Raw genomic sequence first — 23217 nt, 5'->3', positions numbered from 1 at the left:
GCTCCACGGGTTTGCTGTCGTGGGCTGTACCTTAGGAGTGATTCAGGGGGTCATCAATCAAGCTGGGCGACGGATCATTACGGCTGGAGTAATGGATCGAGGTGATCGTTCACACGCTCTGCGTGGGAATGTCTCCCGGGACGCTCCGCGTCCCGCCAGACGCTGCAAATTTCGACTACTGCGCATAGGCAACGCGGAGCGTTACGGCTGCATTCCCACGCGGGAGCGTGGGAACGATCTCGACATTTGTTCAGTGATGCCTGTTAGATAGCGGTCCCAAAAAGGGACTGATCAGTCCCCTTTTGGGACCTTTTCCGCCATCGGCGGCCAGCCCCTCGCTATCTCCACTCATGGCCAGCCAACATAACTTCCACTTTATTCAGCAGTGCCGTCGCGCTATCAATCAACTGGCGTAGCAGCGCCTCATCCTCATCCATATACCCTTCATATTCCGCCAGGTTTCGACGCTCATGACACAGGGCCAATAACCTTACCGCCACCTTGCTCACGTCGGTGGTATGAACCAGGCATTGAAAGACCAGATAGCGCTTGTCAGAGCGATAGCCTTGCAGGCGCAAGGCGGTGAGTGCGAGAGCATGGGCGGCGTTATAAGCCAGGTCGAAACGACTGGCGAACGATAACGGGGCATTACCGGCGTCCTTCAACCGATCCCTGGCCGAACGCATCAGCCCATCACACTCCTTGCGATCCGGCGGCTCAGCTTTCAAGCCACCGCTACGTTGCAGATTCTCCAGGTTTGCCTTGCTGTCCATCCGTGGATTCCAGGGGGTTGTCCCCAATCAGATTGATCTTGTCCTGCTGCACCACCCGCTGCACAAAACTGTTCCCGGCATTCCATTTGCCAATCCAGTCTTCAGGGGTGTAAAGCGTCGGGTTGATGGGGCGCCCCAGTTGCTCTTCCAACGGTATGAGCTGCTCCATGACTTCACTGTAGTTGAGGCTTTCGCCAATCAGCATCAGATCTATGTCACTGGATGAGTGCGCCTCGCCCTTGGCGATGGAGCCGTAGATAAAAGCCCAGGAGATGTGCTCGGCGAACGGTGCCAATGCATTGCGCAAGGGCTCATCCAGGCTCAGTGTCTTGCGCACAATGGCCGACAGCTCCGAGTAGATCGGGCATTGGGGGTTGGCTTGGTAGTGAGTTTGGTTGCCCTGGCGCGTCATGCTCAAAATGCCCGCTGACTGCAAGCGCTCCAATTCACGGGTGAGACTGCCTTTACCCACCTGGGCCCACCGCGCAATTTCATTGGTGAAGAAGCTTTGGTCGGGCTTACCGAAAAGCAGGCCCAGCACTTTTTGCTGAGTGACGGTAAAGAGCGCGGTGCTGAGCGGCAAGGTGTGCATGACGGCAGCCAAAGAGTCCCAAAAAGGGAACGATAGGTCCCTTTTTGGGAACGATCAAGTTTTAAGCTGCTGGGGAGGGGGAAATCTGTTCCAGCGCCCGATCCACCAACAACTGCCCCAACTCGGCCATTTGCTGGATCCCAAGCATGATGGCGCGCTGGGAAGTGTCCAGGTCGAAGGCCAGGTTGCAGGTAAGTGCGTTGAGGGAGGACAGGGTTTCGCTGGCGTTGACCAGCAGGGTTTCGGTGTTTTGGTGGGGGTTTACGGTGAAGAGGTTGGTAGAGGAGGAGTTCGACATGATGTGCAGTTCCTGAATGAGTAATTAAGGAACGCCTTTGGATCTAGGCGTTTTGTGCGCCTAAACAGGTTTCTCGGACTTGCACGTCCGTGTCACCGTTTTTTTCGATGACGGGACGAAGACTAGGCGCGCTGATTGCACGCGACAAGTTCATGCACGGCCCAAAATCTTGCAGGAAAAATCCGAAGGCTGGTCTCACCTCGCAAGCGCAAAGCGCTTTCTATGACGAGCGGGCTTGCCACACAGAATATTCCGACAAGGATTTCAGGTTGTTGCTCGGGACTCGCCTCTCTAGCCTTTTTCGTCCAAATCCCACCAAGGGCAAACATGATGAGTCCGAACACTAAGCCCCATATAGCCATGCACAACCCACCTCACCCAGGCGAAATTCTGCTTGAGGATGTAGTCCCGGCCCTCGGTATTACCATCACCGAATTGCCAGACGCCATGGCTTCGCCCGCGAGACTTTTTCAAGGATCTTGCATGGCCACGCCCCCGTCAGCCCAGACCTTGCCGTCAGGTTGGAGCGAGCCGGCGTGAGTACTGCGCAGTTATGGTTGTCGATGCAAAGTGCCCACGACTTGTGGCAGGCCGAGCATCGGGAGCAGCCGATGATTGAGCGGTTTGCGCGGATTGACTAAGGAAAAAGCCAACCGGACGCTCAACGCGCCATGACGTTAACCACTACATGCAAAATGAACGCAGGCCCGTAACAGGGTTTCCCCTGCTCATCCTCGATTCTCCAGACTGAAGCCACCGTGCAGGTCTCTTTGGGTGCTGCAAACTCCACACTGATATGCACCGGCTGGCCCGGCAGCGTATCGGCAATAGGGAGCTCGCTGTGCAGGCTACGCAAATGAATATCCATCACAACCTCCAACTGGCCTTGTGGATCTGCGCGGCGGGCAATCACATATTCCCTATCAACACGCACCAGTCGTCGCCCTCGCCAAGGTCGTGTGCCCAGGTTCTGAATCTCCCAGGTTTTCTGAAAAACTTCCCCCGGCAACACGACGGCTTGATCAGGCGTCGTGACATCGGCATTGAACACCGCAACGTCCTCCGGATCATCAATACCTGCAGCCCGATTGGTGGTAGCCATTGAGCACGCATTAGCGGGCGCGCCTGTCAGGTCAGCGAAGTAGCGAAACAACAGCAAGGGAGAAACCTGCAATGCCTTCGCCAGCTTGATCAGCGTGCGTACCGATGGGTCCCTGGACGCTCCAGCCGCTAGACCGTACAGGTAAGTCCTGGAAATTCCTGCTTCCTTGGCCAGCGCAGTCAGCGGCTTGCCCAATTCGCGGCTGCGCCGTGCAACCAATGACCTGAGGGTATCTCGCGTTCTTATATTCATACGAAGTGTACGGTTCCCGTTTTTAGGTGAACGTCATTTCTTTGTCCGCCAAAAAAGACAACCTGTCCGCCGCCCCGTGTCTTGAACCATGCACACTCGCCACCTGCTGGCGATGTTGTGAAGGACATGGATGGCACCCTTTTAGCCGGTCATATCCAGTGTCGTAGTTTCTCGCATGCTTGCGAACCTAGTGTTTGTTGCATTCCTTTACATCTACCTTTGGATATAGCCATGAACCACATTAAAAGCGTGCTGTGAATCCATTGCTCAAACAGGCTTCGGCACCCTGCAAATAATCAGAAGCGATGCACGCCATACCCGCTTCGGTAATCACCCCCCTTCAATTGATCTGATACCCAGGCGGCTGAGCGCTTCATGACTCCAGACTTCAACGCTTTTTATCTCGAAGGCCTGTTACTGGGCATCGGACTGTTCGCCGCTCCTGGACCGAAGGACACCCTGGTTATTCGCCAGGGTGTCAGTCGCAGCCCTGTCTGGGGGGTGGTGGCGGTATGCGTGTTCGCCGACATCATCCTCATCGCTCTTGGGGTCATGGGCTTGGGCTCGTTACTTGGCACAAAGCCAGGTTTAGTGGCGTTTCTGCTGCTGTCGGGAGCGGCCTACCTATTGTGGTTCGGCTGGCAGCGGTTATTGGCTTGTCTGCGTAACCAGTCGATGCCGGACACTCGAAGCAACCTCACCTCACAACGGGGATTGCTGCGCACAGCGGTGATACTTGGATTTGCCAATCCGTATGCTTGGCTGGATACCGTGGTGCTAATTGGCTCTATTGGCGCGGTAAAGCCCGTCAGCCAACAAGCGTTCTTTGCCGTCGGAGCAATGACTGCGTCGCTGGTGTGGTTTGTGGTTTTGGCGTTGGGATGCCAGAGGTTGACGGGGCTATTCCGTTCGGCAAAAGTCTGGCGTTTATTGGACGCGGGCGTGGTGATTTTGATGGTGTATCTGGCGGGTATGCTGATTGCTGATTTTCATCGGCTGCAGCGTCCCTGAACCGGAAAAGGCCCCTCATCATAGGACGCCTTTCATTTCTCAGAAAATGCGCAGCTCAGGCCAGGCCTGACTCGACCAGCAAGGCTTCCAGCCCCATCAAATCCGGCACCTTCGCCACATGCTCGCCCACCTGCACCGCTGCCAGCTCCAGCGGGCTGAGCGGCACGTCCACATAGCTCAGCTCGCTGTCGAGCTTGTACGACCGCGGAATCCCCTGGATCACCAGTGCGACGAACTTCAAGGTCGGCCGCCCACCCAGTGCGTTCAGCACCACGATGCGCGAGCGTTCGCCGACGACAATAGCTTCGCCGCAGGCGGCTTCAAAGCTGATCAGAGGGATTTGCCGGTCACGCCAGGTGACTTGCCGCAAATACCACGGCGGCGCATCACTGGCCGGTTCGCCGCGCTGAAAATCGATCAGTTCGGCCACGGCCACGTTGGGCAGTATCAGGTGCCGGTCAGCCAGGGGCAGAAGCAGGCCGGTGACCTGGCTGGCGCGATGGTCAAGCATGGGACTTGCTCCAGTAAGCGATGCTTTCGAGCAGCACCGACTCCTGGTACGGCTTGCCCAGGTAGTCGTTGACGCCGATGGCCATAGCGCGGTCGCGGTGTTTCTGGCCAGTGCGCGAGGTGATCATGATGATCGGCAGGCGCATCAACCGCGGGTCGTTACGCACCTGAATCGCCACTTCAAAGCCGTCCATGCGCGGCATTTCTATGTCCAGCAACATCAGGTCCGGGGTGTGTTCCTCAAGCACGGCCAGGGCGTCAATGCCGTCCTTGGCGGTGAGTACGTTCATGCCGTTGCGCTCCAGCAGGCGGCTGGTGACTTTGCGCACCGTCACCGAGTCGTCGACCACCAACACCAGCAGCGGGCGCTTTTTCAGGGGATCGTTGAGGATCAGCGGCGCGTGGCTCGCCTGGGCCGGCAATGCCGCTGGCCGGGCGCGGATATGGGCCAGCAGGTCGATGATCAGCACCACGCGACCGTCTCCGAGAATGGTCGCCCCCGAGACGCCTTTTACCCCGGCAAATTGCGGGCCCAAGCCCTTGACCACAATCTCACGCGTGCCGGCCATGGCGTCCACATGCACCGCCACATGCCGCTCATTGCACTGTACCAGCAGCACCGGCACGGGCTGGTACTGGCCCAGCAGTTTCGGGCGCGCGACGGTGTGCAGCAGGTCGCCCAAGTAGAACAGCTCATAGCGCTGGCCAGCATACTCGTAGCACGGCGGGTCCTGCTGATAGTGGCCCGCCAGTTCATGGGGCAGCACACGCACCAGGCCCTCAATGGTGTTGAGCGGGATCGCGTACTGCTCGTCCGCGCACTGCACCATCAACGCACGATTGACCGACACGGTGAAAGGCAGGCGGATGCGGAAATGCACGCCCTGCCCCGGCGTCGAGTCGATCACCATCGAACCGCCGAGCTGGCGCACTTCTTCATGCACCACGTCCATGCCCACGCCGCGCCCGGAAATCTGGGTGATTTTTTCCGCAGTGGAGAAGCCCGGTTGCAGGATGAACTGCAGCACGTCACGGTCGCTGATCTCTTGCTGAGGACTGAGCAGGCCGCGCTTGATCGCCTTGCGCCGCACCGCGTCCAGCGGCACGCCGGCACCGTCGTCGCGCATGTCGAAGACGATATCGCCGCCTTCATGAGTCAGGTCGAGGGTGATGCGGCCCTTTTCCGGCTTGCCGGCGGCCAGGCGCACCTCCCGGGACTCCAGGCCGTGGTCGACGGCGTTGCGCAACATATGCTCCAACGGCGCTACCATGCGCTCCAGCACGTTGCGGTCCATTTCGCCCTCGGCATTGCCGACGATGAACTCGACATCCTTGCCCAACTCACTCGCCACCTGCCGCACGATACGTTTGAGCCGTGGCAGCATGCGTTCGAACGGCACCATGCGGGTACGCATCAGGCCTTCCTGCAACTCGGTGTTGATGCGCGCCTGCTGCTGCAACAGGTTGTGCGCGTCCTGGTTCCGCCGTTCCAGGGTTTCCTTGAGGTCCAGCAGGTCCGAGGCCGACTCAAACAGCGCGCGAGACAATTGCTGCAGTTGCGAATGACGGTCCATTTCCAGCGGGTCGAATTCTTCGTAGCCCAGGCGCTCGGCCTCGACTTGCTGGCGACTGAGAATGCGGCCCTGGGTTTCGGTGTCCAGGCGGCGCAACTGATCGCGCATGCGCTCAATGGTGGTTTCCACCTCGTTGAGGGCGACGCTGGCATCGTTGACCTGCTGCTCGATCCGCCCTCGGAAGATCGAGGTTTCGCCGGCCAGATTGACCAGGTCATCAAGCAGATCCGCCGAGATTTTTACCGTATCGGCGGCCGGGTCCACCGCCGCCTCGGCCTTGCCCGTCGGCAACGCCACCGGCACCAGCGGCTCGTCGCTGGGGTGCACCAGGCTCTTGATGCGCTCGATCAGTTTGTCCACCGAGCCCACCGGCAAGCCGTCGGCCACCGCGTCGATCATCTGTGCCAGGCGATCGTGACAACCTTGCAGCAGCGCGAACAGCTCCGGGCTTGCAACCAGTTGGCCGGCGGACAGCCCTTCGTAGAGAAACTCCAGTTCATGGGCCAGGTCGCCAATCGGACCGATCTCGACCATGCGCGCGCCGCCCTTGAGGGTGTGCAGGTCGCGCAGCAGGGTTTCGACCTCCTGGCGATTGCTCGGCTCGGCCTGCCAGCGCAGCAGCGCGGCGCCGGAGCTGTCGAGGATGTCGGCGGCTTCTTCGAGAAAGATCTCCAGCAACTCAGGGTCGGCACTCGACGCGTCGCTCGCCGGCGTGGCGGCTGCCGGGGCGCCGTTGTGGCGCAGCGCCCGGATTTTGGCCACCAGCGCCGTGCTGTCGCTCAGGGCCTGATGCTGGTGCAGCTCTTCCAGCTGCAGCGCCAGCTGTTCATGGCTGGCCATCAACACCTGGGACAGTTCGTTGGAGTAGTTGTAGCGACGGTCGACCAGGCCTTCGTAAAGGCCTTCCAGTTCATGGGCCAGGTCGGCTACCGGCGCGATCTCGGCCATGCGCGCGCCGCCCTTGAGGGTGTGCAGGTCGCGCTGCAACGACGACAACGGCGCCATGCTCTCGGGCTCCAGCAACCAGCGCTTGAGGGATTGCCCGGCGCTGTCGAGGATATCGACCGCTTCTTCCAGGAAAATCTCGACGATCTCATCGTCCACGGTGGTGGCGTGATCCAACTGTCGCGTCGCCGCGCCCAGTTCGGCAATGTTCGGCGCGCGGTCGCCCTGGCGTGTGATCAGGCCGGTGGCCGTGGGGTCGAGGGCTTCATCCAACAGCTCGCGCAAGGCCTGTACACGAGCCGGCGCGGGGCTGATCTCCTGGCCGGCGGCGAGTTGGTCGAGCATGTTGATCAGCGCTTCATGGGCCTGTTCGGCCTCCTGAAAAAACCGCTCGCTGACCGCCAGGCTGCTTTCTTCCACGGCGCCGTACAGGTCGAGCAAGGCTTCGCAAAGCTCGTCGATGGCATGCAGGTCGGCGTGATGCGCGCCTTCGCCGAGGGTGGTCAGCTCATCCAGCAGCGCGGTGAGTTCCTGGCGCTCGCCGGGGTGTTGCTGCCAGCGGCGCAGCAGGCTTTCGGCATCGAGCAGGATGTCCATGCCCTGGGCCAGGAAGTCGGCGATCAGGTGCGGGTTGCGCTTCATGCGCAGGCCACTGCTGGGCGCGTCGAGCAACGCCTGGAGCTGGCGCTCGAGCAGCTGTTGGGTACGTGCAATCAGGTCCGCCGCGCCCGAGATCGGTGCAAGGGGGTCGCTGTCCAACTGACGCAACCCTCGCTGGAACAGGCCTTCGGCTTCCAGCAGCAGCTCCACTTCATCCAGGTCCAGCGGCAGGCGGTGAGCCTTGTACTCGCGAGTCAGGTGATCCAGCGGCCGCGCCAGTTCGGCGATGGGCGATACGCCGGCCATGTAGGCGCTGCCCTTGAGGGTGTGCAGAGCCCGTTGCAGTTCATCGCTGACTTGCAGCGGCACATGCTCGGCGGCCTGTTCCAGGAAGCGGTTGAGGCTGTCGAGGTGGCTCAGGGCTTCGTTGCGAAAGATCTCCAGCAGCAGCGGGTCATGGGGCTCGGCGGCCGTCACGGCGACACCACTGGCCAACCCATGGGCACGGGCGGCCAGGGCGTCGACTTCATCGCGCTGGCGCTGGGCGCCCTGGGCAAAATCGGCGATCAATTCCGGCAACAGTGCCACGGCTTCATCCAGCACCTGTTGCACCTGCGGGCCCAGGGTCACGCTGCGTTCGAGCACGCGGTTCAGCAGGTTCTCCACGGCCCAGGCCAGTTCCGCCAGCACCAGGGCGCGCACCATGCGGCCGCTGCCTTTGAGGGTGTGAAACGCGCGGCGCATCTCGCCTTGGGCGTTTTTGTCCGCGCTGTTGGGCAGATAGCGGTGCAGCACCTCGAGGACTTCGTCGGTCTCTTCGAGAAACACCTCGCGCAACTCATCGTCGACCGGCGCTTCATCGGCCGGCGGCGGCAACAGGCTGCCGGGGCGCTGCAAGGCCGGCGGGTTGAGGCGCGACGTGGGGCTGGCCAATGCGTCGAATTGGGATTGGCTGGGCGCAGCCTCGGTAGAGAGTGCACCGTCCGGCGCGGCCAGGGCTTGGCGCCAGGGTTTTTCCGCCGGCAGGTAGCCGAGCGCGGCCAGCCCCTGGGTGGCCAATTCCAGCACCCGTTCGCCGGCGGCATCCGGGTCCTGGAGCATGCGTTCGAGGTAATACTCCAGGCTGCTGATTACGTCGGCGAAGTGGGCCAATTGCGTCTCGCTCGGCGGTTGTTCGTCGACCATCAACTGCGCATCGACGTAATCGGTGCAACCGCGCATCAGGCTGGCCGCCCGGGGCAGAGGGATCATGGCCAGCGCGCCGCGCACCTGGCTCAGCAGTTCCGGCAGGGATTCCAGGCGTTGGCGGTCCCAGTCGGCCTCGATGCAGTCGATCACCAATTCTCTGGCCTGGCTCAGGCACTGGCAGGATTCGCGCAGCACCAATTGGTGAATCTGGGTCAGGTCGGTGGTGGGCAGGCGGCTTTCTTCGCGGCTCTCCGGCTCGACGGTGCCGGTCATGCCTGCCAGCGTGGCTTCGACGTAAAGGAGCGCGCCGGCCACATCCATCAGCACCGCATCGTCCGGTTCGCGATGGCCCTGGGCCAGGCTCAGCACCACGGCGAGCTGGTCGATGATCACTTTGCGCGGCTGGCCGAAGCCGAGCACCGCCAGCGTATCGGCGATCTGTCGCAACGGTGCCAGCAGCGCGTCAAGGTCGCTGGCGTGCTGGCGGTCGCTGCGCACGAACAGGTCCAGGCGCTCCTTGACCCGCACCAGCTCCTCGCACAACGCACCGAGTACCGAGCCCATCGCATTGCGATCCGGCCCGGCCATGTGCGCGCGCTCGGCATCCACCACGGCGCTGTCGGGCAAGGCATCGTCCAGGCCGTAGCGTTCTTTCAAGCTTTGCATGCGGGGCGTCGGGCGGGTGACTTTGGCGACATAGAACAGCAGGCTCTTGAGCAGGTCATCCGGCGCCGACTGGTTGATGCCCTCGATGCCCTGGGCCAGCAGGCGCTTGAGCTGCCTGTCGCTGGCCTTGAGCAGGCTGCGCAGCGCCGGGCTGTTGGCGATCACGCCCGTGAGCATGCCCTCGACCAGCGCCGAGGCCACTTGCCACAATGGCAACAGAGGTGCGCCCTGGCACAGCGCTTCCAGACGCGCGAACACCCGCGCCATGTCTTCCAGGTTGCTCGGGCCGTGATCTTCGCGCAGCAGCCCGGCCAGCGCCTGTTGCAGCAGTTGGTGCCATTGGCGCAGGTGTTCGTGAAGGTCCGGCCCTGCGCGCCGGGCCAGGGCCTCGTCGGGCAACGGCGCAATCGACAGCAGTTGCGGGCTGAACAGGCTGGTTTCCGACAGCAGGCTTTCACCGCGGGCGCTGCGCAGGTCGTTGAGCAGCGGCAGGACGACCAGCGGCAAGTCACGGCGAGCGCTGTGCACGCGGTCGAGGTACAGCGGCAACTGGCCAAAGGCCTGTTGCAGCAGGCGGATGCCCTCATCGCGCTGGCCGACCTGCCCGTCGCGCAGGGCCATCGCCAATGCCTCGATCTCCTCGGCCAGCAGCGCCGCGCCGTAGAACTCGACCATCTGCAGCGCGCCGTGCACCTGGTGGATGCCGGCCAGGCATTCGTCGATCACATCGCCGTCGGCGGTTTCGACGTAAGCGTCCAGCGCCGAACGGGCGTGTTGCAGGGTCTCGGCAATGTCGTCCTTGACCCATTCGAGGGCCACGTAGTCGTGCCGATCAACCATAACTGCTCCGCTTTGAATTCATGGATTGCTGGTGTTCTTGAAACCTGTACCTGTCAACTGTCGACCTGTTTGGGCGGCGGCAGGGTGAAACCCGACACCGACCGGCGCAACTGGCTCGCCATCTTCGCCAGGTTGCCGATGCTTTCGGCGGTAGCGGTGGAACCCGACGAGGTCTGCGTGGTGATCTGCTGGATCACGTTCATGGTCAGGGAGATCTGCCCCGCCGACGAGGTCTGCTGCTGCGCCGCGTTGGAGATGCTCTGGATCAACGCCGCCAGGGTTTTCGACACGCCCTCGATCTCTTCCAGCGCCACCCCGGCGTCCTGCGCCAACCGCGCGCCGCGCACCACTTCGGTGGTGGTCTGCTCCATGGAGATCACCGCTTCGTTGGTATCGGCCTGGATCGCCCGCACCAGGGTTTCAATCTGCCGGGTTGCCGCCGATGAACGCTCGGCCAGGCGTTGCACTTCATCGGCCACCACGGCGAACCCGCGCCCGGCGTCGCCGGCCATGCTGGCCTGGATCGCCGCATTGAGGGCGAGGATGTTGGTCTGATCGGCAATGTCGTCGATCAGGCTGACGATATCGCCGATCTCCTGTGAGGACTCACCCAGGCGTTTGATGCGCTTGGCGGTGTCCTGGATCTGCTCGCGAATGTTGTCCATGCCATGGATGGTGTTATGCACCACCTCGTTGCCCTTGTTGGCGATTTCCACCGAGCGCTCGGCCACCGCGGAGGATTCGGCGGCGTTGGCCGACACCTGGTCGATGGACTGGGCCATCTGGTTGATCGCGGTGGACGCTTCGGCGATCTGCTGGGCCTGGTGCTCGGACGCCTGTGCCAGGTGCATGGCGGTGGCCTGGGTTTCCTGCACTGCACCGGCCACTTGCCCGGCGGTGAGGTTGATGGTGGCCACCAGATCGCGCAGTTGGTCCACCGAATAGTTGATGGAGTCGGCGATGGTGCCGGTGAAATCCTCTGTGACCGAGGCGGTCACGGTGAGATCGCCGTCGGCGAGGTCTTCGATTTCGTCGAGCAGGCGCATGATCGCGTTCTGATTGCGCTCGTTTTTCTCGGCGGTTTCGTGCAACTGGCGGTTGGTCTCACGCACCATCACCAAGCCGATCAGGATAATCGAGGTCAACGCCAGCAGGCCCAGTACGTAGCCGCCGATGGTGTCGAAACTGCGCCCGCCGGCCAGATTTTCAAAGCCGCTGGCAAGGCGCGAGGCTTCATCGAGCAGGGTCTGGGAGAGGTTGAAAATATTGCTCGCCGAGGCGCGCACCTGAAACAACTGGGGCGAGGTTTCCAGGATTTCATCCACCGAGCCGGAAACGAATTCGAACAGCTCGGCGATTTCCGCCAGCCGTGCGCGGGCATCGCGGTCTTCGACCTGAGTGATGCGCAGCCCCGGGTTGCCGTTGAGCATGCCATTGAGCACCTGGCCGAAGCGGTTGGCATCGCGACCGAAGGCATCGGCAGCCTGTACGGCGGTTTCGTCGCCGGCAAGCACGGTATTGACCGCGCCCAGGATGCGCTCGGCGAGCAACGATTGGCGCTGGGCCAAGGCTACCTGGCTGGCCGGCGCGCCGCGCTGAAGCAGGATATCGACGACTTTTTCCGATTCCATCTGCAATTGCGGCACGGTTTCGGCGAGGGTCGCCGCCACTTGGTGCAGGGACAGCACCGTTTGTTCGCTGGCCAGGATCGCGTCGGTGTTTTTCAGCAAGGCTTCCCAGTCGGTCTGCACCGCGCGCATTTCGCCGCGCACGGCGCTGGGGGCGGCGGGCAGGCCGGTTTGCGGGTCGCCTTTTTTCAGGTAGCCCCAGCGCTGGGCAAAGTCGTTGCGCGCTTCGCCCAGCAGCTTGAACGCGGCGGCCTTGCCGGCGGCGGCTTCGGTGGCGTTCTTGGCGATACGTTGGGACAGCACGCGCAATTCACCGGCGTGGCCGATGTACTGCTTGTCGTAAGTGGATTGGGTATTGAGGTAGGCGAAGTTGGCGAACAACAACATGATGAACACGATCAGCGCGATAAACAGCACGATGATCTGCGAGCGGCTGCGCGAGCCGGCCTGGGGTTTGGGCGGGGTCACGGTGGTCATGCGGCGACATCCATGAAGCCCGGCGCCTGGGCCAGGGCGAAGGGGCTGAAGACCTGCCAGAGCGGCTCGCCGTCAAATCGGCCCTGGATAAACGGCGCGCCTGGCTGGGCGCTGGCCAATAAAGCGTCTTGCGCGAAATGCTGCATGCCCACCACCTCGTCCACCAGCAACCCGACAAACAGGTCATTGAATTCCACCACCAGCACCCGCCGTTGCTTGCGCGCCTTGGACAGCGCCTCGCCGAGGAACCCGCCGAGGTCCATCACCGGCAACAACCGCCCACGCAGATTCGCCACGCCTCGCACCCAGGTCTTGACTCCGGGCATTAACGTGCAGCGCGGCTCATGCAGGACTTCGGCGACTTCCCCCATCGGCGCCACAAACCAGTGCGCGCCCACCCGAAAGCCAATCCCGCTCCAGCGCTGCAAGCCGGCATCCTGGGACGGCAGGTCGGCGGCCAACAGGCGACAGCGGCGGTCGATGTCCAGCAACAGCTCGAAGGCGGTCTGCGACTCGGTCATGATGGCGTGCCGTCAGCCGGCCAGCACCTTGTTCAGGGTGGCGATCAGGGTTTCTTCGTCCACCGGCTTGGTCAGGTAATCCTTGGCACCCTGGCGCGCGCCCCAGATCTTGTCGGTGTCCTGGTCCTTGGTGGTGATGATGATGATCGGGATACCGTTGGTTTCCGGCTCCTTGGACAGCTGGCGGGTGGCCTGGAAGCCATTGAGGCCCGGCATTACGATGTCCATCAGCACGGCGTCGGGTTTTTCCTGACGGGCCAGGGCCACGCCGTCCGCGCCGTTTTCGGCTTTGAGCACTTCGTGCCCGTGCTTTTCCAGCATGCCGGTGAGTTTGTACATTTCGGTCGGCGAATCGTCGACGATCAGAACACGTGCCATGGTTTTCCCCACTACATTGGTCGGCGCCGGCGTTGTGAAGCGGCGTCAGTGTGCTTGTTCCACTGCGGCGAACCCCGGCACGTAGGCCTTGATCGCACCCAGCAGTTCTTCCTTGCTGAAAGGCTTGGTCAAAAACTGGTCGACCCCCACGATGCGCCCCTTGGCTTTATCGAACAGGCCGTCCTTGGATGACAGCATGATCACCGGGATCGCCTTGAACGCCGGGTTGTTCTTCACCAGGGCGCAGGTCTGATAGCCATCCAGGCGCGGCATCATGATGTCGACAAAGATAATGTGCGGGTGATGATCCACAATCCGCGCCAGGGCATCGAAACCGTCGATGGCCGTGATGACGTCGCACCCCGCGTTTTTCAACAGCGTCTCGGCGGTGCGGCGGATCGTCTTCGAATCGTCGATCACCATCACCCTCAAGGCGTTGGAATGCTGTTCCATATCTGCTCTACCATCGCCACAGCGAATCGGTTTTCGGTGTGTACTGCCTGATGTTGCACAGGATGAGCGCCGCGGGCCTTGGAATTCACGGCCTGCTGCGTCGTGGCAGCCTTTTTAGCACAGTCTCGGGGAGCAATCTATCGAGGCACCCGCCAGGTGGTTTTTCCTTGACCCACAACAGCGTCAGCGCCACTCTGACGCCACTTTTATGCGCCCAATTTGTCAGAGGAAATCTCCCATGAGCGTTCGCGTCGGCATTGTCATGGATCCTATCGCCAGCATTTCCTATAAAAAGGACAGCTCGCTGGCCATGCTCCTGGCCGCCCAGGCCCGTGGCTGGACCCTGTTCTATATGGAGCAGCGCGACCTGTACCAGGGCGAGGGCCAGGCCCGTGCGCGCATGCGCCCGCTGCAAGTGTTCGCCAACCCCGAAAAATGGTTTGAACTGCAGGATGAAATCGACAGCCCCCTGAGCGATCTGGACGTGATCCTGATGCGCAAGGACCCGCCGTTCGACATGGAGTTCGTCTACTCCACGTACCTGCTGGAGCAGGCTGAGCGCGACGGCGTATTGATCGTCAACAAGCCGCAGAGCCTGCGCGACTGCAATGAAAAGCTGTTCGCCACCCTCTTCCCGCAATGCACCCCGCCCACCGTGGTCAGCCGCCGCGCCGATGTGCTGCGTGAATTCGCCGCCAAACACGGTGACGTGATCCTTAAACCGTTGGACGGCATGGGCGGCACCTCGATTTTCCGCCACCGCGCCGGCGACCCCAACCTGTCGGTGATCCTGGAAACCCTGACCGTGCTGGGCAGCCAGCAAATCATGGGCCAGGCCTATCTGCCGGCAATCAAGGACGGCGACAAGCGCATCCTGATGATCGACGGCGAACCGGTGGATTATTGCCTGGCGCGCATCCCGGCCGCCGGTGAGACCCGAGGCAATCTGGCCGCCGGCGGGCGCGGTGAGGCACGCCCGCTGTCGGACAAAGACCGCTGGATCGCCGCGCAGGTCGGCCCGACGCTGCGGGAAAAAGGCCTGCTGTTTGTCGGTCTGGACGTGATCGGCGAGCATCTCACTGAAATCAACGTGACCAGCCCGACATGCATCCGCGAGATCGATAACGCATTTGGCACGAACATCGGCGAAATGTTGATGGCCGCGATAGACGCGAAGCTGCAGGTGACAAGCTCCAAGCGGCAAGTTTAAGGCTGACCGCGCCAAAGCTTGCAGCTTGTAACTTGTCGCATGAAGCTAAAAACCAACATTGCGTTATCATGCCGAACCTCGAAATACGCGATGTTGGTTTTTATGTCCCTCCCGTCCGAGCTGCCCCCCGAACTCTCCCACAGCGGCGTGCGCCCGGCTGATCGGCTCGGTTTTACCCTGTTCCTGGCAGCGTTGATTCACCTGGCCGTCATCCTCGGCGTGGGCTTTACCATGGTCGAGCCCAAGCAGATCACCAAGACCCTGGAAATCACCCTCGCCACCTTCAAAAGCGAAAAGAAGCCTGAAAAGGCCGACTTTCTCGCGCAGGATAATCAGCAAGGCAGCGGCACGCTGGACAAGAAAGCGGTCCCCAAGACCACTGAAGTGGCGCCCTTCCAGGACAACAAGGTCAATAAAGTCACGCCGCCGCCGGCGCCCAAGCCGGAGGTCAAGCAGGCCGCGCCAAAAGCCGCTGTGACCACTGTGGCGCCCAAGCCGCAGAAAGCCCCGACCCAGCGCGAGAAGACCAAGACCGAGCCGCAGCCCGAGCCGGTAAAACCGGCGCCGACGTTCGACAGCTCGCAGCTGTCCGACGAGATCTCCAGCCTGGAAGCCGAACTGGCCAACGAACAACAGCTGTATGCCAAGCGCCCGCGCATCTACCGCCTGAACGCGGCCTCGACCATGCGTGATAAAGGCGCCTGGTATAAGGACGAATGGCGCAAGAAAGTCGAGCGCATCGGCAATCTGAACTATCCCGAAGAAGCTCGCCGCCAGCAGATCTACGGCAATCTGCGCCTATTGGTGTCGATCAACCGCGACGGCACGCTGTATGAAGTGCAGGTGCTGGAATCTTCCGGGCAGCCGCTGCTGGACCAGGCCGCCCAGCGCATCGTGCGCCTGGCGGCGCCGTTTGCACCGTTCACCGGGGACTTGAATGATGTGGACCGCCTGGAAATCATCCGCACCTGGAAATTCGCCAAGGGCGATCGACTCTCCAGCAACTGATCGGCGCTCACACCTGGCTTGTCAGTTCGCCCCCGCGCCGCCACACTAGCGGGCATGAAAAATGTCAGCCCGACCTACCTCAAGCACCAATTCCTGATCGCCATGCCCCACATGGCCGACCCGAACTTTGCGCACACCTTGACCTACATCGTCGAGCACACGGCCAATGGTGCCATGGGGTTGATCGTGAACCGCCCGCAGGAGCTGAACCTGGCCGATATCCTCGAGCAACTGCGCCCCGAAGTTGACCCGCCGGCACGTTGCCAGGGCGTGCCGATCTACATTGGCGGCCCGGTACAGACCGATCGCGGCTTCGTATTGCACCCTACCGGGCCGACGTTCCAGGCCACGGTGGACCTGGACGGTGTGTCGCTGTCCACTTCCCAGGACGTGTTGTTCGCCATCGCCGACGGCGTGGGCCCCGAGCAAAGCGTCATCACCCTGGGTTATGCCGGCTGGGAAGCCGGACAACTGGAAGCCGAGCTGGCCGGCAATGCCTGGCTGACCTGCCCGTTTGACCCCGACATTCTGTTCAGCACCGCCAGCGAACTGCGCCTGGACGCGGCGGCGGCAAAGCTTGGGGTCAACCTCAGCCTGCTGACCAGTCAGGCGGGGCACGCCTGATGGCTTTGCGCTTGATCCTCGGTTTTGACTACGGCACCAAGCAGATCGGCGTGGCGGTCGGCCAGGTTATCACCGGCCAGGCCCGCGAGCTGTGCACCCTCAAGGCCCAGAACGGCATCCCGGACTGGAATCAGGTCGAAGCCCTGATCAAGGAATGGAAACCCGACGCGGTCGTCGTCGGCCTGCCCCTGAATATGGACGGCACGCCCAGCGACATGTGCCTGCGCGCCGAGAAGTTCGCGCGCCGCCTCAATGGCCGCTACAACATCCCCTTCTATACCCATGACGAGCGCCTGACCACCTTCGAAGCCAAGGGTGAACGCCGTGACCGTGGCGGGCAGAAGGGCAGCTACCGCGACAACCCCGTGGATGCCATCGCCGCCGCCCTGCTGTTGCAGGGTTGGCTGGATGAAAACACGGCTTTATTTGAATCCTGACTGACGCGGCTTGCCGCGTCTTTTTACGTTTGAGCCCGACCCCTGCCGCCACCTCGAGGCGCAAGGCCAAGAAGGAGCCACCATGAGCCTGCCCAATCCCGCCGAACTGATCAGCCAGATGGCAATACGCCTCAAGGCGCACCTGGAACACCGCGGCATCAACGAACCGCGCTTTATCGGCATCCGCACCGGTGGCGTATGGGTCGCCCAGGCGTTGCTCGAAGCACTGGGCAGCGAGTCGCCGCTCGGCACGCTGGATGTGTCCTTCTACCGCGACGACTTCAGCCAGAACGGCCTGCACCCGCAAGTCCGCCCATCCGCCCTGCCCTTTGAAATCGAAGGCCAGCACCTGGTGCTGATCGACGACGTACTGATGAGCGGGCGCACCATTCGCGCGGCCATGAATGAACTGTTCGACTACGGCCGCCCGGCCAGCGTGACCCTGGTGTGCCTGCTGGACCTGGACGCCGGCGAATTACCGATCAGCCCCGATGTGGTCGGCGCCACCCTGTCGCTGCAAGCCCATCAGCGGGTAAAATTGTCCGGTCCCACGCCGCTCGAACTCGAACTGCAAGACCTCGCCCCTTAAACCGCCTTGTAAAGAGTCCCCGCGATGACGCCTCTAGATGCCAAGCGCCCGCTGCAGCTCAATGCTCAGGGTCAGTTGCAACACTTCTTGTCCCTCGACGGTTTGCCCCGCGAACTGCTCACCGAAATCCTCGACACCGCTGACTCGTTCCTCGAAGTCGGCGGCCGGGCAGTGAAGAAAGTCCCGCTGCTGCGCGGCAAAACCATCTGCAACGTGTTCTTCGAGAACTCCACGCGCACCCGCACCACCTTTGAACTGGCGGCCCAGCGGCTGTCGGCCGACGTGATTACGCTGAACGTATCCACCTCGTCGGCGAGCAAGGGCGAAACCCTGCTCGACACCCTGCGCAACCTGGAAGCCATGGCCGCCGACATGTTCGTGGTGCGCCACGGCGACTCCGGCGCCGCGCATTTCATCGCCGAGCACGTGTGCCCGCAGGTGGCGATCATCAACGGCGGCGACGGCCGCCACGCCCACCCGACCCAGGGCATGCTCGACATGCTCACCATTCGTCGGCACAAGGGCAGCTTTGAAAACCTCTCGGTGGCCATCGTCGGCGACATCCTGCACTCGCGGGTGGCGCGCTCGAACATGCTGGCCCTGAAGACCCTGGGCTGCCCGGATATTCGCGTGATCGCACCGAAAACCCTGCTGCCCATCGGTATCGAGCAGTACGGCGTGAAGGTCTACACCGATATGACCGAAGGCCTCAAGGATGTGGACGTGGTGATCATGCTGCGCCTGCAGCGCGAGCGCATGGCCGGTGGCCTGCTGCCGAGCGAAGGCGAGTTCTACCGCCTGTTCGGCCTGACCACCACACGCCTGGCCGGCGCCAAGCCGGATGCCATCGTGATGCACCCGGGGCCGATCAACCGTGGGGTGGAAATTGAATCGGCGGTGGCCGACGGCAACCAGTCTGTAATTCTCAACCAGGTGACCTACGGCATCGCCGTGCGCATGGCGGTCTTGTCCATGGCCATGAGCGGGCAAACCGCGCAACGTCAATTCGAGCAGGAGAACGCCCAGTGAAGCTCAGCATTCTCGGCGCCCGAGTCATCGATCCGGCCAGCGGCCTGGATCAAATCACCGATCTTCATGTGGAAGCCGGCAAGATCATCGCCATCGGCGCCGCGCCTGCCGGTTTCAGCGCCAGCGAACACATCGACGCCAAGGGCCTGGTAGCCGCGCCAGGTCTGGTGGACCTGAGCGTCGCCCTGCGCGAGCCGGGTTACAGCCGCAAAGGCAGCATCGCCAGCGAAACACGCGCCGCCGCCGCCGGAGGCGTGACCAGCCTGTGCTGTCCGCCGCATACCAAGCCGATCCTCGATACCTCGGCGGTGACCGAACTGATCCTCGACCGCGCCCGCGAAGCCGGCAATTGCAAAGTGTTCCCCATCGGCGCCCTGAGCAAAGGTCTGGACGGCGAGCAACTGGCGGAGCTGATCGCCCTGCGCGATGCCGGTTGCGTGGCGTTCGGCAACGGCCTGGAAAGTTTCCGCAGCACCCGCACGCTGTGCCGCGCACTGGAGTACGCGGCCACTTTCGACCTGACGGTGATCTTCCACTCCCAGGACCGCGACCTGGCCGAAGGCGGCCTGGCCCATGAAGGCGCCGTGGCCAGTTTCCTCGGGCTGCCGGGCATCCCGGAAACCGCCGAAACCGTGGCCCTGGCCCGCGACCTGTTGCTGGTGGAACAAAGCGGCGTGCGCGCGCACTTCAGCCAGCTGACCAGCGCCCGGGGCGTGGCCCTGATCGCTCAGGCCCAGGCCCGCGGCCTGCCGGTCACGGCGGATGTGGCGCTGTATCAGTTGATCCTGACGGACGAGGCGCTGATCGACTTCTCCAGCCTGTACCACGTACAGCCGCCCCTGCGCACTTTGGCCGACCGGGAGGGTTTGCGCGCGGCGGTGAAATCGGGCGTGGTTTCGGCGATTTCCAGCCATCACCAACCCCACGAGCGCGATGCCAAGCTCGCGCCCTTCGGTGCGACCGAGCCTGGCATCAGCAGCGTCGAGCTGTTATTGCCACTGGCAATGACATTGGTGGAAGAAGGCTTGCTGGACCTGCCGACGCTGCTGGCGCGCTTGAGCAGCGGCCCTGCCGAGGCGTTGCGTCTGCCGGCTGGCAAGTTGGCGGTGGGGGCGGCGGCGGATCTGGTGCTGTTTGATCCGGCCAGCTCTACCCTCGCCGGGGAACACTGGCTGTCCAAGGGCGAAAACTGCCCGTTCATCGGCCATAGCCTGCCGGCGAGCGTGCGCTACACCTTGGTGGATGGGCGCATCAGCTACCAGGCCTAAACGGTCGCGGGGAAAAGGTGTGGGGAGGGAACTTACCCCTCCCACACTCAGCTTTCTATTCAGCCAGAGATATCAACGCCCGTTATTGCGCTCGGCATTGCGGATGGAAATCTGAGTGTTCAACGTCAGAAAGTCATACAGCACTCCCACCAGAAACAAGCCGCCGGTCAGCAGGTAAATCAGCCCGGTGATCCATTTGCCCTGATACATGCGGTGCACGCCGAACACCCCTAGGAACGTCAACAGAATCCATGCCAGGTTGTATTCGATGGGCCCGGCGGTAAAGCGCAGGTCTGCCTGGCGGTCCATGGCCGGGATCAGGAACAGGTCGATCAGCCAACCGATACCCAGCAAGCCGAAGGTAAAAAACCAGATCGTGCCGGTGACCGGTTTACCGTAATAAAAGCGATGCGCGCCGGTAAAACCGAAAATCCACAGCAGGTAACCGATCACCTTGCTGTGGGTGTCTTGCTGCGGGCCAATCTGTTGATAGGTGTTCATCGCGTACCTCTTTTGCCTCGATAGATAAATTTTTTCACTTTCTTTGTGACTTTTTTACAGGCGCCCGACGTACGGCGAGTGGTATCTTCCCTGCCCTGAAAGCCTTATGCCACCTGCCTTGTGTAGGACAATTGCGGCGATTTGTCGCGTTTTCCTGAATTTGACCCCAAGGTTCAGTCGACAAACGGCCTGAGAACGACATCAAAAGCTGTTATAAAGTTGCGCGCAAACCCACAAGAGCCACGCCTAATGCGACCATTTTTCAAGACATGGCTAACCATTTGCCTATTAATGCCACTGGCCGCCCACGCCACCAATCGTGAGCAACGACTTCCAAACGTCAACGGTTTCACCCCTAAAGTCCACAGCACGCCGAGCACCGCCAAAGCCTCCAAGCCGACCGTCAACCGTCCGACTCAACTGAGCAAGGCCCACGGTAAAGCGACCCCGGGCCTGATGGCCGTTAACACCAAGCAGAGCAGCAACGTGCTCAGCCGCGCGGTGAATGTGCTCGGTACGCCTTATCGTTGGGGCGGCAGCAGCCCAAGTAAAGGGTTCGACTGCAGTGGCTTGGTGAAATATGCCTTTAACGATGTAAAAGCGGTGGATTTGCCACGCACCTCCAACGCCATGGCTGCCGGTCACGGTTTGAAGGTTGACCGCAAAGACCTGAAACCGGGCGACCTGCTGTTCTTCAAGTTGAAGAGCCGCCAGGTCAACCATGTTGCCATCTACCTGGGCAACGACCGTTTTATCCACGCACCACGACGTGGCAAGTCGGTGAGCATCGACACGCTGAAAAAGCCGTTCTGGGACAAGAACTACGTAATTGCCAAGCGGGTTCTGCCGAAAGAGCAGAACACTATGCGGGTAGTACAACGCTGATCCGAAGCTCGAATGCGGTCGAGTGTGGGAGGGGGCAACCTCCTCCCACATTTAGACCTGCTTATATATCCCCAGGCACCCTCGCCTTTTCCCGCGCCTCTTCCCGGCTGATCACGCCCTGCGCGACCAGCGCCTTCAAACTCATATCCAGTGTCTTCATCCCCAGCGCGCCCCCCGTCTGCATCGCCGAGACCATCTGAGCCACTTTGTCTTCACGGATCAGATTACGAATTGCCGGTGTGCCCAGCATGATTTCATGGGCCGCCGCACGCCCGACGCCGAGCTTCTTCACCAGCACCTGGGACACCACGGCTTGCAGCGACTCCGACAGCATCGAACGCACCATGGCCTTTTCGCCTGCGGGGAACACATCGACCAGGCGATCTATGGTTTTCGCCGCCGAGGTGGTGTGCAAGGTGCCGAACACCAGGTGCCCGGTCTCCGCTGCGGTCAATGCCAGGCGGATGGTTTCCAGGTCGCGCAGCTCGCCGACCAGGATTACATCGGGGTCTTCGCGCAATGCCGAGCGCAGCGCTACCGAAAAACTGTGCGTATCACGGTGCACCTGGCGTTGATTGATCAGGGCGACTTTCGGCGTGTGGATAAATTCGATGGGGTCTTCCAACGTGAGGATGTGCTGGCGCCGGTGCTGGTTGAGGTAGTCGATCATCGCCGCCAGGGTGGTGGACTTGCCTGAACCGGTAGGCCCGGTCACCAGCACCAGGCCGCGCGGTAACCGGGCGATACGTTGGAATACATCGCCCAGGCCCAGCCTCTCCAAACTCAGGACCTCCGTCGGGATGGTGCGAAACACTGCGCCCATGCCGCGATCCTGCTGGAACACGTTAGCCCGGAACCGTGCCACATCGGGCAGCTCGAAGGAAAAATCAGTTTCAAGAGACGTTTCGAAATCCTTTTGTTGGTGCTCGTTAAGCAACGGGCTCAGCAAATCTGCAACTTGCCGGGCTGAAAGTACGGGCCAATCCAGGGGCCAAACCTCGCCATCGATCCTTAACATTGGCACCAGGCCTGCCGAGAGATGCAGGTCGGAGGCGCCTCGGCGCACGCTGACCGTCAGCAATTGAGCGATATCCATAGGGCTTTCCATTTCCAGTAGAATGCCGCGGACTCCATATCCACGGGCGCAACTTGAATGTCGACGATAGCAGACAACCTCGGCCTGGTTAGCCAGCGCATCCGCGCCGCGGCCGCCGCCGCGCAACGTGACCCCGACAGCGTCCACCTGCTGGCCGTGAGCAAGACCAAACCCGCGCAAGCCGTGCGCGAAGCTTATGCCGCCGGCCTGCGTGACGTTGGCGAAAACTATCTGCAGGAAGCCTTGAGCAAACAGGCCGAATTGACCGACCTGCCCTTGAGTTGGCACTTCATCGGCCCCATTCAATCGAACAAGACTCGTGCGATCGCCGAGCACTTCGCCTGGGTGCATTCCGTGGACCGCTTGAAAATTGCACAACGCCTGTCCGAGCAACGCCCGGCCGAGCTGCCGCCGTTGAATATTTGCATTCAGGTCAACGTCAGCGGCGAAGCCAGCAAGTCCGGCTGTACGCCCGCCGACCTGCCGGCCCTGGCCAACGCCATCATTGCCCTGCCGCGCCTGTCGCTGCGCGGCTTAATGGCGATCCCGGAGCCGACCGACGATCGTGCCGCGCAAGACGCCGCGTTTGCCACGGTACGCGACCTGCAGGCCAGCCTGAACCTGGCGCTCGACACACTTTCCATGGGCATGAGCCACGACCTTGAATCGGCCATCGCCCAAGGCGCTACCTGGGTGCGGATCGGTACCGCTCTGTTTGGCGCCCGCGACTACGGCCAGCCTTGAAATGGCTGACTTCTCTCT

At 61.9% G+C, this 23217-nt stretch carries 22 protein-coding genes and 1 pseudogene; 11 read left to right on the top strand and 12 right to left on the bottom strand.

All coding sequences use genetic code 11. The features are described from left to right. Positions 1 to 338: 338 nt before the first annotated feature. From G7025_RS03265 to G7025_RS03255, 3 genes are all read right to left on the bottom strand, one after another. Positions 339 to 773, bottom strand: coding sequence for a hypothetical protein (locus tag G7025_RS03265; RefSeq protein ID WP_181076559.1), 435 nt, complete (start codon positions 771 to 773; stop codon positions 339 to 341). Beyond that, entirely contained in the window at positions 736 to 1365 is a 630-nt protein-coding gene (locus G7025_RS03260) for a nucleotidyltransferase domain-containing protein (RefSeq protein WP_181076558.1), read from the bottom strand. The genes G7025_RS03265 and G7025_RS03260 overlap by 38 nt, the downstream gene beginning before the upstream one ends. 61 nt (positions 1366 to 1426) lie before the next feature. Next, complete coding sequence (locus G7025_RS03255) at positions 1427 to 1663, bottom strand: DUF6124 family protein (RefSeq protein WP_181076556.1); 237 nt, start codon at positions 1661 to 1663, stop codon at positions 1427 to 1429. A 354-nt stretch (positions 1664 to 2017) separates the two neighbouring features. Here G7025_RS03255 and G7025_RS03250 point away from each other — a divergent pair. Then, positions 2018 to 2304 (top strand): annotated as a pseudogene (locus G7025_RS03250) (HigA family addiction module antitoxin). A gap of 20 nt (positions 2305 to 2324) precedes the next feature. Here G7025_RS03250 and G7025_RS03245 read toward each other — a convergent pair. Further along, positions 2325 to 2960: an NBR1-Ig-like domain-containing protein gene (locus G7025_RS03245; protein ID WP_253509699.1), complete on the bottom strand. Its 636-nt coding sequence runs from the start codon at positions 2958 to 2960 to the stop codon at positions 2325 to 2327. 432 nt (positions 2961 to 3392) lie between these two features. Between G7025_RS03245 and G7025_RS03240 the strand changes: the two genes are divergently transcribed. Beyond that, on the top strand, positions 3393 to 4028 hold the full coding sequence (locus G7025_RS03240) for a LysE/ArgO family amino acid transporter (RefSeq protein ID WP_181076553.1): 636 nt from the start codon (positions 3393 to 3395) through the stop codon (positions 4026 to 4028). Between the two features lie 55 nt (positions 4029 to 4083). Here the strand turns inward: G7025_RS03240 and G7025_RS03235 are convergent, their stop codons facing one another. Genes G7025_RS03235 through pilG form a run of 6 tightly spaced genes read right to left on the bottom strand, consistent with a single transcriptional unit; the run spans position 4084 to position 13808 of the window. Beyond that, a complete protein-coding gene (locus G7025_RS03235) occupies positions 4084 to 4539 on the bottom strand; it encodes a chemotaxis protein CheW (protein ID WP_181076551.1) in 456 nt (151 codons plus the stop codon). Beyond that, complete coding sequence (locus G7025_RS03230) at positions 4532 to 10351, bottom strand: Hpt domain-containing protein (protein WP_181076550.1); 5820 nt, start codon at positions 10349 to 10351, stop codon at positions 4532 to 4534. Before G7025_RS03230 ends, G7025_RS03235 begins: the two co-directional genes overlap by 8 nt. A 53-nt stretch (positions 10352 to 10404) precedes the next feature. Further along, positions 10405 to 12456, bottom strand: coding sequence for a methyl-accepting chemotaxis protein (locus G7025_RS03225; protein WP_181076548.1), 2052 nt, complete (start codon positions 12454 to 12456; stop codon positions 10405 to 10407). Beyond that, positions 12453 to 12977, bottom strand: a complete 525-nt coding sequence (locus G7025_RS03220; RefSeq protein WP_181076547.1) for a chemotaxis protein CheW — start codon at positions 12975 to 12977, stop codon at positions 12453 to 12455. Before G7025_RS03220 ends, G7025_RS03225 begins: the two co-directional genes overlap by 4 nt. Before the next feature lie 12 nt (positions 12978 to 12989). Next, the gene (gene pilH, locus G7025_RS03215) at positions 12990 to 13355 is read right to left on the bottom strand and encodes a twitching motility response regulator PilH (protein WP_181076545.1); all 366 of its coding nucleotides are present in this window, start codon (positions 13353 to 13355) and stop codon (positions 12990 to 12992) included. Positions 13356 to 13400: 45 nt separating this feature from the next. Then, entirely contained in the window at positions 13401 to 13808 is a 408-nt protein-coding gene (gene pilG / locus G7025_RS03210) for a twitching motility response regulator PilG (RefSeq protein WP_181076543.1), read from the bottom strand. A 238-nt stretch (positions 13809 to 14046) separates the two neighbouring features. Here pilG and gshB point away from each other — a divergent pair, with 238 nt between their 5' ends. From gshB to G7025_RS03175, 7 genes are all read left to right on the top strand, one after another. Further along, positions 14047 to 15018, top strand: coding sequence for a glutathione synthase (gene gshB, locus G7025_RS03205; protein WP_181076542.1), 972 nt, complete (start codon positions 14047 to 14049; stop codon positions 15016 to 15018). 102 nt (positions 15019 to 15120) lie between these two features. Beyond that, on the top strand, positions 15121 to 16026 hold the full coding sequence (locus G7025_RS03200; protein WP_181076540.1) for an energy transducer TonB: 906 nt from the start codon (positions 15121 to 15123) through the stop codon (positions 16024 to 16026). A gap of 54 nt (positions 16027 to 16080) precedes the next feature. Continuing rightward, positions 16081 to 16650, top strand: a complete 570-nt coding sequence (locus tag G7025_RS03195) for a YqgE/AlgH family protein (protein ID WP_181076539.1) — start codon at positions 16081 to 16083, stop codon at positions 16648 to 16650. Then, a complete protein-coding gene (gene ruvX / locus G7025_RS03190) occupies positions 16650 to 17087 on the top strand; it encodes a Holliday junction resolvase RuvX (RefSeq protein ID WP_003176676.1) in 438 nt (145 codons plus the stop codon). Before G7025_RS03195 ends, ruvX begins: the two co-directional genes overlap by 1 nt. Positions 17088 to 17169: 82 nt before the next feature. After that, a complete protein-coding gene (gene pyrR / locus G7025_RS03185; protein WP_181076537.1) occupies positions 17170 to 17676 on the top strand; it encodes a bifunctional pyr operon transcriptional regulator/uracil phosphoribosyltransferase PyrR in 507 nt (168 codons plus the stop codon). Between the two features lie 24 nt (positions 17677 to 17700). Further along, positions 17701 to 18705, top strand: coding sequence for an aspartate carbamoyltransferase catalytic subunit (locus G7025_RS03180; RefSeq protein WP_181076535.1), 1005 nt, complete (start codon positions 17701 to 17703; stop codon positions 18703 to 18705). Then, positions 18702 to 19973: a dihydroorotase gene (locus G7025_RS03175; protein WP_181076534.1), complete on the top strand. Its 1272-nt coding sequence runs from the start codon at positions 18702 to 18704 to the stop codon at positions 19971 to 19973. Before G7025_RS03180 ends, G7025_RS03175 begins: the two co-directional genes overlap by 4 nt. Positions 19974 to 20045: 72 nt before the next feature. Here the strand turns inward: G7025_RS03175 and G7025_RS03170 are convergent, their stop codons facing one another. Beyond that, positions 20046 to 20474 carry an NINE protein gene (locus G7025_RS03170; RefSeq protein WP_219855145.1) on the bottom strand — a complete coding sequence of 143 codons (429 nt, stop codon included), beginning with the start codon at positions 20472 to 20474 and terminating at the stop codon, positions 20046 to 20048. Positions 20475 to 20723: 249 nt separating this feature from the next. Between G7025_RS03170 and G7025_RS03165 the strand changes: the two genes are divergently transcribed. Next, complete coding sequence (locus G7025_RS03165; RefSeq protein WP_181076532.1) at positions 20724 to 21359, top strand: C40 family peptidase; 636 nt, start codon at positions 20724 to 20726, stop codon at positions 21357 to 21359. A gap of 61 nt (positions 21360 to 21420) precedes the next feature. Here the strand turns inward: G7025_RS03165 and G7025_RS03160 are convergent, their stop codons facing one another. Continuing rightward, positions 21421 to 22455 (bottom strand): type IV pilus twitching motility protein PilT, encoded by a 1035-nt coding sequence (locus G7025_RS03160; RefSeq protein WP_181076531.1) that lies wholly within the window; start codon positions 22453 to 22455, stop codon positions 21421 to 21423. 57 nt (positions 22456 to 22512) lie between these two features. Between G7025_RS03160 and G7025_RS03155 the strand changes: the two genes are divergently transcribed. After that, a complete protein-coding gene (locus G7025_RS03155) occupies positions 22513 to 23199 on the top strand; it encodes a YggS family pyridoxal phosphate-dependent enzyme (protein WP_181076529.1) in 687 nt (228 codons plus the stop codon). Positions 23200 to 23217 lie beyond the last annotated feature (18 nt).

The organism is Pseudomonas lurida (genome assembly GCF_013522705.1).
GTDB classification, from domain to species: Bacteria; Pseudomonadota; Gammaproteobacteria; order Pseudomonadales; family Pseudomonadaceae; genus Aquipseudomonas; species Aquipseudomonas quebecensis.
This window is presented reverse-complemented; position numbering and strand designations above follow the sequence as displayed.

Bases quoted from the DNA above. Each gene is read 5' to 3' on its own strand.
- G7025_RS03265 (WP_181076559.1), bottom strand. From the start codon at position 773: ATGGACAGCAAGGCAAACCTGGAGAATCTGCAACGTAGCGGTGGCTTG.
- G7025_RS03260 (WP_181076558.1), bottom strand. From the start codon at position 1,365: ATGCACACCTTGCCGCTCAGCACCGCGCTCTTTACCGTCACTCAGCAA.
- G7025_RS03255 (WP_181076556.1), bottom strand. From the start codon at position 1,663: ATGTCGAACTCCTCCTCTACCAACCTCTTCACCGTAAACCCCCACCAA.
- G7025_RS03240 (WP_181076553.1), top strand. From the start codon at position 3,393: ATGACTCCAGACTTCAACGCTTTTTATCTCGAAGGCCTGTTACTGGGC.
- G7025_RS03235 (WP_181076551.1), bottom strand. From the start codon at position 4,539: ATGCTTGACCATCGCGCCAGCCAGGTCACCGGCCTGCTTCTGCCCCTG.
- G7025_RS03230 (WP_181076550.1), bottom strand. From the start codon at position 10,351: ATGGTTGATCGGCACGACTACGTGGCCCTCGAATGGGTCAAGGACGAC.
- G7025_RS03225 (WP_181076548.1), bottom strand. From the start codon at position 12,456: ATGACCACCGTGACCCCGCCCAAACCCCAGGCCGGCTCGCGCAGCCGC.
- G7025_RS03220 (WP_181076547.1), bottom strand. From the start codon at position 12,977: ATGACCGAGTCGCAGACCGCCTTCGAGCTGTTGCTGGACATCGACCGC.
- pilH (WP_181076545.1), bottom strand. From the start codon at position 13,355: ATGGCACGTGTTCTGATCGTCGACGATTCGCCGACCGAAATGTACAAA.
- pilG (WP_181076543.1), bottom strand. From the start codon at position 13,808: ATGGAACAGCATTCCAACGCCTTGAGGGTGATGGTGATCGACGATTCG.
- gshB (WP_181076542.1), top strand. From the start codon at position 14,047: ATGAGCGTTCGCGTCGGCATTGTCATGGATCCTATCGCCAGCATTTCC.
- G7025_RS03200 (WP_181076540.1), top strand. From the start codon at position 15,121: ATGTCCCTCCCGTCCGAGCTGCCCCCCGAACTCTCCCACAGCGGCGTG.
- G7025_RS03195 (WP_181076539.1), top strand. From the start codon at position 16,081: ATGAAAAATGTCAGCCCGACCTACCTCAAGCACCAATTCCTGATCGCC.
- ruvX (WP_003176676.1), top strand. From the start codon at position 16,650: ATGGCTTTGCGCTTGATCCTCGGTTTTGACTACGGCACCAAGCAGATC.
- pyrR (WP_181076537.1), top strand. From the start codon at position 17,170: ATGAGCCTGCCCAATCCCGCCGAACTGATCAGCCAGATGGCAATACGC.
- G7025_RS03180 (WP_181076535.1), top strand. From the start codon at position 17,701: ATGACGCCTCTAGATGCCAAGCGCCCGCTGCAGCTCAATGCTCAGGGT.
- G7025_RS03170 (WP_219855145.1), bottom strand. From the start codon at position 20,474: ATGAACACCTATCAACAGATTGGCCCGCAGCAAGACACCCACAGCAAG.
- G7025_RS03165 (WP_181076532.1), top strand. From the start codon at position 20,724: ATGCGACCATTTTTCAAGACATGGCTAACCATTTGCCTATTAATGCCA.
- G7025_RS03160 (WP_181076531.1), bottom strand. From the start codon at position 22,455: ATGGATATCGCTCAATTGCTGACGGTCAGCGTGCGCCGAGGCGCCTCC.
- G7025_RS03155 (WP_181076529.1), top strand. From the start codon at position 22,513: ATGTCGACGATAGCAGACAACCTCGGCCTGGTTAGCCAGCGCATCCGC.